The sequence below is a fragment of the Pseudooceanicola lipolyticus genome, from assembly GCF_002786325.1.
In the GTDB taxonomy this organism is placed as follows: Bacteria; Pseudomonadota; Alphaproteobacteria; order Rhodobacterales; family Rhodobacteraceae; genus Pseudooceanicola_C; species Pseudooceanicola_C lipolyticus.
Genome location: NZ_PGTB01000165.1, coordinates 1 through 8,085, shown reverse-complemented (window position 1 = coordinate 8,085; position 8,085 = coordinate 1). Strand labels below are relative to the sequence as shown.

The window sequence follows — 8,085 nt, the reverse complement described above, 5'->3', positions numbered from 1 at the left end:
GGCCCCGGCGCTGGAACTGGCCGGGGCCGGGGCCGCGGCGATGGGGGTGGCGGAGCGCTTTGCCACCCGCCAGGGCGACGCTTTTGACGTGCTGACGGCGCTGGGGCAGGAGGGCGCGCGGTTTGACCTGGTGATCTGCGACCCGCCCGCCTTTGCGCCGTCGAAACCGGCGCTGGAGGCGGGGCTGCGCGCTTATGAAAAGGTCGCCCGGCTGGCGGCGCCGCTGGTGGCCGAGGGCGGCTCTCTCGGCCTCTGTTCCTGTTCCCATGCCGCCGATCTGAACCGCTTTCGCGAGGCCTGCCAGCGCGGCATCGGCCGCGCCGGGCGGCGGTCGCAGCTGCTCTATACCGGCTTTGCCGGGCCGGACCATCCGCAGCATCCGCAGCTGGCCGAAAGCGGCTATCTCAAGGCGCTGTTCTACCGGCTGTGAGGGTGGTGATCGACACCTGCGTGCTGTACCCGACAGTCATGCGCGAAATGGTCCTGGCGGTGGCCCGGCAGGGGGTGTTCACGCCGCTGTGGTCGGCGCGGATCTTGGAGGAATGGCGCCGGGCGGCGGTCAAGCTGGGGCCCGAAGGCGTCGCCCAGGCCGAGGCCGAGATCGCGCTGCTGCGCGCCGCCTGGCCGCAGGACCGGCTGGGCCCGCCGCCAAAGCACATGCTGTCCGGGGTGCCCGCCCATGTCGACGGGCGGATGCTGAAGATCAGCGCGGCGGCGGGTGGCCATGTCATCAACCGCGACCGCATGTGGCATTATACCGAGGGGGTGAAAAACTGGGATCCGATCTGGCCCGCCCATGGCATCCGCATCCTGCCCGGCCCCTCGCCGCTGTGGTTCGACGCCACCGGCCGCCGCCTGCCGCCGCCCTGCCTGCCGGGCTTTGACACCCTGGCCACCCTGCGCGAGATCCTGGCAACCGGCCAGGAGTACAGCTGGTTCATCCTGACCCAGAAGGTGATCAAGAAGGAATTCGCGCTGTCTGGCTCGGAACAGAACCCCGATTTCACCTCGAAACGCTGGCGCGAGGTGCTGCGCGGCCGAGTGCTGACCGGCCGCAATGCTCCGGCGCCGGTGGAGGCGTTCAAGACCCAGGGCGAGGATTTCATCACCGCCCCCGATCTCGGCCAGCTGGTGGCGGGGATGAACCGGCTGGCGGGCAACAGCCTGCTGGATCCGGCCCGCCTGCACGCCCAGATCGCCGCGCGCGACGCCCAGGTCGACAATCCGTTTACCAAGGACGCCCAGCTGATGGCGATCCACGCCGCCCGCAACTATCGCGGTGACCGGCTGATCCGCACCGCCAGGCCGCACAAGTTCCTCGACCCGCAAAACGGCCCGCTGATCGCGGTGCGGCTGCACATCCTGACCCGCAAGACGTTGGGCGGGCTGCAGACCGATCTCGACAGCCGGATGATCGGCGCCGACGGCGCCCCCCTGCCCGGCCTGTTCGCCGCCGGCGAGGTCGCGGGGTTCGGTGGCGGCGGCTATCACGGCTATAACGCGCTGGAAGGCACCTTTCTGGGCGGCTGCCTGTTCTCGGGCCGCAATGCCGGGCGCTCGCACCACGTCGCCTGACCCGCGGCCCGCCCTGCGGCAACCGCGGGGAATGCGCCGCGCTACCCGTCTTCGCGTCGGCAAAGACCCCGGGCGCAGCGCCCACTCTGCCGCTTCGAACCTGTACTAAGCAAAGAAGCCGCCGCGTTGCCGGCGGCGGCCTCTGATATGTTTCCGGGATATGGATCGAGTTCCGCGACGGCAAAACTACCGCAAGGCTGATCCCGCTACGAAACCGGGCGCCTTGTTCGCGACACTGGCTCGCCGGGAAACTTCAATCCGAAGCGCTCCAGCAGGCCGGGCACGCTATCAGGATCCATCTCCAGTGCGTATTCGGCGCAAAGCGCACCGAGCGTTTCCGGCGGGACGGCGGTCACGCCACCCATGTCCGAAAGGCGTTCGAAAAACTGCTCGAACCCGGCAGGGGCGATGATCTCCAGAATGCGTGTGGGTTGATCCGAGGCGTTCCAGAACGTGTGCCACTGACCACGCGGCTTGAACACCAGATCACCGGGGCCGGCCTCGAGAACCTCATCCCCCAGCAACGCACCCATCCGGCCTTCCAAGACAAAGCTGTATTCATCCTCGTTCAGATGCCGGTGCAGCGGCGCGGCGAGCGCGCGGGGCGACATGGGGTGTTCGACCAGCGAAAACCCTCCGTTGGTGTCGCCACCGCCAATCATGAACCGCACCCCGATGGTGCCGAGAAACCCAAGCTTGCCGTCATAGGGACCGACCACCCTGGCCGCATGTTGCTTCACCATCTGATCCATCTCGCTTCCTTTCATTATACAGGGGTGTATCATCAAGTAAGGCTCGAAAAGCGAGTCGTGTCAATATTGGGTGAACAGCAGTGTCCGACGAAAAAAGAGCCTATGTGAAACGCAAACGCGCCGAGGATGAGGCGCAGACCCGCGCCCGGATCGCGCAGGCGACAGTTGATCTACATGGCAGCGTCGGCCCTGCCTTCACCACAATCAGCGCCGTGGCCGAACGCGCGGGCGTCCGTCGCGCGACCGTCTACCGCCATTTTCCGGACGAAGCCGCGCTTTTCACTGCATGTTCCAGCCGGTGGTTATCGCAGAACCCGCTGCCCGAGACAGACCAGGTTATTGCGATCGCAGACGGAGAAGCGCGGCTGCGCGCGGCGCTCGATCTGGTCTACGGCTACTATCGCCCCAATGCGCGCATGCTCTTCAACGTGATGCGTGACGCCGAGGCGTCGCCGGCGCTGCGCGAGACCCTTCATGGGTTCGCGGGCTGGCTTGGGCAACTGAAAGAGATCGTGAAGAACGGATTCTGCGTTCAACGCAATGCAGAACCCGGCCTCTGCGGCGCGGCTCTGGGACATGCGCTCAGTTTTGCAGCGTGGCGGGCCTTGACCCAAGAGCAAGGGCTTTCGGACGTCGCGGCGCGCGATCTGATGTGTGGAATGGTGCGCGCGACGATCGCACACCGGTAGGTCACGCAGAAGGTTTCCGCCTCTAGAATTGGCGGCCGGGCAGCGCCCCGGCCGCGCCGCCGCTTTACAGCGGCCAGATCAGCGGGATCACCGCCGAGACCAGCACCGATAGGGTCAGGTTCAGCGGAATGCCGATGCGCAGGAAATCGGTGAAGCGATAGCCGCCCGGCCCATAGACCAGCGTGTTGGTCTGATAGCCGATCGGGGTGGCAAAGGCGCAAGAAGCCGCGATCATCACCGCCACCACCAGCGGCCGCGGATCCAGGCCCAGTGCGGTGGCAATCCCGATCGCCAGCGGCGTCATGATCACCGCCACCGCATTGTTCGACACAATCTCGGTCAATGTGGTGGTCAGCAGGAACACCGCGAAAACCACCAGCGATGGCGGCAACTGGTCCAGCCCGGGCACCAGCGCGTTCACCACCAGCTCGATCGCGCCGGTCTGCTGCAGCCCCGCCCCCACCGCCAGCATCGCGAAGATCAATGCCAACAACCGCCCCTCGACAAAGGAAAACGCCTCTTCGGCATCGATACAACCGGTGACCAGCACCACCGCCACCGCCACCACCGCCAGCAGCAGGATCGGCGCGACATTCAGCGCTGCCAGCACCACGATCCCGGCCAGCGCGCCGATGGCAATCGGCGCATGGCCGCGCCGGAAGGCGCGCGCCGAGGGCTGCGAGACATCGACCATGTCCATATCCGCCGCCAGCCGCTGAATATCCGCCGGCGACCCTTCCAACAGCAGCGTGTCGCCGACCCGCACCACCAGCTCGTCCAGCTGGCGGCCGATATTCTGGTTGCGCCGATGCGCCGCCAGCACGTAGACGCCATAGCGCCGTCTGAGCCGCAATTCGCCCAGCGCCCGGCCGACCAGCCGGCAGCCCGGCGTGATCAGCACCTCGACCGTGGTGGTTTCCACCGCCGAAACCTGGTCGACCCGTTTCAGCGACTTGTCGCGCTGCAGGCTCAAAAGCTCGGTCATCTGGGTGCGCAGCACCACCCGGTCGCCGACCTCCAGCGTCACCCCCTGCAGCCGGCGGCGCAGCGATTCATCGCCGCGCACCACGTCGATCAGCCGCACGCCCTCGCGTTTGAACAGCTGCACCCCGGTCACCTCGCGGCCGATCAGGTTCGAATCCGGCGGGATCACCGCCTCGGTGAAGAATTTCATCTTCGACCGGTCCGACAGCATATTGGCCATGCTGTCCCGGTCCGGCAGCAGCCGGGGCGCGAAGATGCCCATATAGATGAGGCCCCAGACGCAGACCACCAAGCCGATCGGCAGGATTTCCAGGATGCCGAAGGGTGCCAGCCCCTCGGCCCTCGCCACCCCGTCGACCAGCAGGTTGGTCGAGGTGCCGATCAGCGTCAGCGAGCCGCCCATGATCGCCGCATAGCTGAGCGGGATCAGCAGCTTGGAGGCCTCGGTGCCCAGCGTCTGCGACAGCTGCACAAAAACCGGGATCATCACCACCACCACCGGGGTGTTGTTCATCACCGCCGAGCCTGCCATCACCATGGCAATTACCCCGGTCACCGCCATCCGCGGATGGGTGCGGCCATAGCGTTCGGCCAGCCGCGTCAGCACGTCCAGCGCGCCGGTACGCACCAGCGCGCCCATGATGATGAACATCGAGGCGATGGTCCAGGGCGCCGGGTTCGACAGCACCGCCAGCGCCGCGTCATAGGGCAGGATCCCGGCGATCAGCATCAACGCCGCGCCGGCAATCGCCACCACCTCGGTTGGAAAGACCTCGCGCAGGAAAAACACGAACATGACCAGCACGATGCACAGCGCCATGACCGCGCCGCCGGTGTCAGAAATCTGTAAGAAGTCCATACCTGTCTTTTCTTGCGGGGCCGGGTCGGTGCGAACCTAGCCGCCAGTTTCCCCGATCGGACCGGCTTCGGCAACTGCCTCTTGCAGGCGCGGCTGCACCAGCAGCATACCGATCACCACCAGGCCCAGCGCCGCCCAGATATAGGGCGAATAGGTTTCGCCCAGCAACAGCATCGCCCAGAGCACGCCAAAGCCGGTCACCGGGTAGGACACCTGCACCGCAAAGACCGGCCCGGCCCGCCCGACCAGCCAGACATAGGTGGCATAGACCACCACATGGATCAGCGAGGCGGCGATCAGCGCCCATTCCGGCGCGCCGAAGCTGCGCAGCGGCGAGATGAACTGGCCGCTGACCAACTCCAGCGGCAGCGCCATCGCCACCCCGACCAGCGAGGCGCCCAGCAGCACCCGCACCGGATCCAGCCCGGCGGTGCCCCAGCGCGCCACGTAATTGCCCTCGAAGGCATACAGCAGCGGCGCCACCAGCCCCAGCGGCACCCAGGCCAGCGCCGCGGCATCCGGCAGGCTGGCTTCGGGCAGCACCAGCAGCGCCACCCCGGCCAGCCCCGCCGCCAGCCCCAGCAGCCGCCGCAGCGCGAAGCGTTCCAGCCCCAGCAGCAGCGCCATCGGGAAGGCCAGCATCGGCACCAGCGACAGCAGGATCGACACCACGCCCGCCGGCAGATGGGCAATCGCCTGGTAGGAGGCCGAATTCGGCACCACCGTGCCGATCAGCGCGATCACCGCATAGACCCACAGCGCCTCGCGGCTCAGCGGCAGCGGCTTGCGCTGCAACAGCGTCAGCAGGCCGAAGGCCAGCGCGCCGATCGCCAGTTGCCAGAAGATCAGTCCGAAATGGCGATGGCCGGTGCTGACCGCGATCTTGCTGAGCGGCTGGGTCAGGCCCCAGCCCGCCCCGACGACCAGCAGCACGCCGCCATAGAACAGCACCTGCCCGCGGGTCATGGCGCGGCGGGCTGCAACCGGCCGCCATCGCGCACCATCACCACGCGCCGGGCCTGGCCGGTCCGGTCATCGGTTTCGACAAACAGGCCCGACAGCGTCGCCTCGCCCGCCGCCGGTGTGAACCGGCCCGAGGACATGCCGGTCAGAAAGCGCCGCATCGGTTCGGCCTTGTCCATGCCGATCACCGAATCGTAGTCGCCGCACATGCCGGCATCGGTGAGATAGGCGGTGCCGCGCGGCAGGATCTGCGCATCCGCCGTGGGCACATGGGTATGGGTGCCCACCACCAGGCTGGCGCGGCCGTCGCAGAAATGGCCCATCGCCATCTTTTCCGAGGTCGCCTCGCAATGCATGTCGACGATCACCGCCGCCGCCTGCCCGCCCAGCGGATAGGTCTTCAGCACCGGCTCCAGCGCCGAGAACGGATCGTCGAAGGGCCGCTTCATGAACACCTGGCCCAGCACCTGCGCCACCAGCACCTTCTTGCCGTTCTGCGCGGTGAACAGCCGGGCGCCAACGCCCGGCGCGCCCTTGGCGAAATTCAGCGGCCGCAGCACCCGCGGCTCGCCACCGATGAATTGCATCATGTCCTTCTGGTCGAAGGCGTGATCGCCCAGGGTGACGCAATCGGCCCCGGCCTCGAGGATCAGCTTGGCGTGATCGCCGCTCAGCCCCATGCCGCCGGTGGCGTTCTCGCCATTGACCACGACAAAGTCGAGCCGCCAGTCGGCACGCAGCCGCGGCAGGTGCTCGCGGATCGCCGCCCGCCCGGCACGGCCCATCACATCGCCCAGAAACAGAAGTCGCATCCCGCCGTCCTAGGCCGCGGCGCAGGGAAGAGCAAGATGGATCATGCCTTTATGGGTTCGTAAGTGTCGAGACGGGTTCCGCATCCAAGAATGTTAGGGAAGGCTGTGAAAAGCCTTTGTTATCAGCGCATAGAACTAAATCCAGACTAAGGGTATAGGCTCCTAAGCGATTATTAGGTTCCGAATGCTTCGACATACGCCTGTTGGGTTTTGCGTAATGTGTTCAGCACCGCATTTTGTGTGTGTTTTAGGTACGGTATGATGTGCTGACCTGCCAAGATCTCAGTTGAGCCAAAAATTACATTCAAACGCGCCTGCACCATGGAGCATTGGTCGATGACGGCGCCTACATGAATCGGGTACGAGGTTTTTTGCCCCGGCTTTAGAAGTCTGTAGTTGTCAGAAGAGATTATCTTCAGGTTTGGTTCATCGACAATGTAATTTGGGTCAGGGGCCAACGCGACCTGTTCTACAAGAATCAGGTTTCGGTGCTTGTTTACGCGATCTAGCTGGTTCAGCACCCAAAGATCGCGTCCTTTTCCAGTCTCCGTTGCCTCAACTTCATTTAGGAAGAAGTCCGTAAGCGCCTGAAACCCCTCTTTTTCCAAGTTGCCCTTAATCGAACCCGCCATGCTTTCCCGGTTGTCAGATATCGGAAAATAAGCATGCTGAGGGTTCTTTTCATGCTGCTCGAACATAGCGCTGATTACGAAGTCCAGCGGTGCGCGCAGATTTCGTATGATGTCACCAATCCCCAACGTAAAGGGATAAGTTATCTCATCTGTTTGAATGGTGACGTTGCGGGTAACTTCGCCGTGTTCAGGCTCTTCAATAGAGGTAGAAACGCATTGGTCGGAATATTCTTCGATCATTGAATCGAGGAAGTCGACATGGCGGGCGGCCCATTGGAGCTTATGGAGCGCGGGAAGAAACATCGGCAGAACTTCCGGCGATCCAGTATCTGCTTTTGGTGGCAATGAGCAAAACCTTTCCGTGAATGCACAGTAGCGAGAAAAGAATACTCGGTTGCTTCATCTAGGAACAGACTCTCTGGCAGGCGTACCAAACTGGACCAATAATTTGGTGATATGGCCCCTCTAGCTCCTTCAGAGCACTACCCGCCCAGCCAATTATCCCGATCACGACATCACCAGCACCCGGCTTTCGGTCACCACCATGTCCAGCCGCTCGTCGGTCGGCTCCAGCGGCAGATCCTCGGCCTCCTGCGCGTCATAGGCAAAGCCGATGGCCAGCGTCGCCCGCCGCGCCCGCAGCCGCGCCAGCGTGCGGTCGTAGAAGCCGCCGCCATAACCCAGCCGGTTGCCGCGCAGATCGAAGGCGACCAGCGGCACGATCAGGATCTCGGGCTCGACCGGTTCCTCCCGCACCGGGATCCGCGCCCCGAACGGCCCGTCGCGCATCTCCGCCCCCGGCTCCCAGCGGGCAAAGCG

General features: G+C 64.9%; 8 protein-coding genes and 1 pseudogene. 3 read left to right on the top strand and 6 right to left on the bottom strand.

All coding sequences use genetic code 11. From position 1 onward, the window contains the following. Positions 1-430, top strand: a pseudogene (locus tag CVM52_RS21670) (RlmI/RlmK family 23S rRNA methyltransferase); the annotation flags it as partial. Beyond that, positions 427-1,575: an FAD-binding dehydrogenase gene (locus tag CVM52_RS21665; protein ID WP_276308653.1), complete on the top strand. Its 1,149-nt coding sequence runs from the start codon at positions 427-429 to the stop codon at positions 1,573-1,575. The pseudogene CVM52_RS21670 and the gene CVM52_RS21665, both read left to right, overlap by 4 nt. Before the next feature lie 206 nt (positions 1,576-1,781). Here the strand turns inward: CVM52_RS21665 and CVM52_RS21660 are convergent, their stop codons facing one another. Next, positions 1,782-2,327, bottom strand: a complete 546-nt coding sequence (locus CVM52_RS21660; RefSeq protein ID WP_240621025.1) for a cupin domain-containing protein — start codon at positions 2,325-2,327, stop codon at positions 1,782-1,784. Positions 2,328-2,431: 104 nt separating this feature from the next. On the opposite strand from CVM52_RS21660, the gene CVM52_RS21655 reads away from it, so the two are divergent. Beyond that, on the top strand, positions 2,432-3,016 hold the full coding sequence (locus CVM52_RS21655) for a TetR/AcrR family transcriptional regulator (RefSeq protein WP_172721063.1): 585 nt from the start codon (positions 2,432-2,434) through the stop codon (positions 3,014-3,016). A gap of 64 nt (positions 3,017-3,080) precedes the next feature. Here CVM52_RS21655 and CVM52_RS21650 read toward each other — a convergent pair whose 3' ends face one another. From CVM52_RS21650 to CVM52_RS21630, 5 genes are all read right to left on the bottom strand, one after another. Continuing rightward, positions 3,081-4,859: an SLC13 family permease gene (locus CVM52_RS21650; protein WP_100164465.1), complete on the bottom strand. Its 1,779-nt coding sequence runs from the start codon at positions 4,857-4,859 to the stop codon at positions 3,081-3,083. Positions 4,860-4,895: 36 nt separating this feature from the next. Then, complete coding sequence (locus CVM52_RS21645) at positions 4,896-5,825, bottom strand: DMT family transporter (protein ID WP_100164464.1); 930 nt, start codon at positions 5,823-5,825, stop codon at positions 4,896-4,898. Next, entirely contained in the window at positions 5,822-6,634 is an 813-nt protein-coding gene (locus CVM52_RS21640) for a TIGR00282 family metallophosphoesterase (RefSeq protein WP_100164463.1), read from the bottom strand. The genes CVM52_RS21645 and CVM52_RS21640 overlap by 4 nt, the downstream gene beginning before the upstream one ends. 173 nt (positions 6,635-6,807) lie before the next feature. Next, positions 6,808-7,611 carry a hypothetical protein gene (locus CVM52_RS21635; protein WP_133119927.1) on the bottom strand — a complete coding sequence of 268 codons (804 nt, stop codon included), beginning with the start codon at positions 7,609-7,611 and terminating at the stop codon, positions 6,808-6,810. Between the two features lie 162 nt (positions 7,612-7,773). Further along, positions 7,774-8,085 (bottom strand): 5-formyltetrahydrofolate cyclo-ligase (locus tag CVM52_RS21630; protein WP_100164461.1); only part of this gene is annotated, 312 nt, incomplete at its 5' end.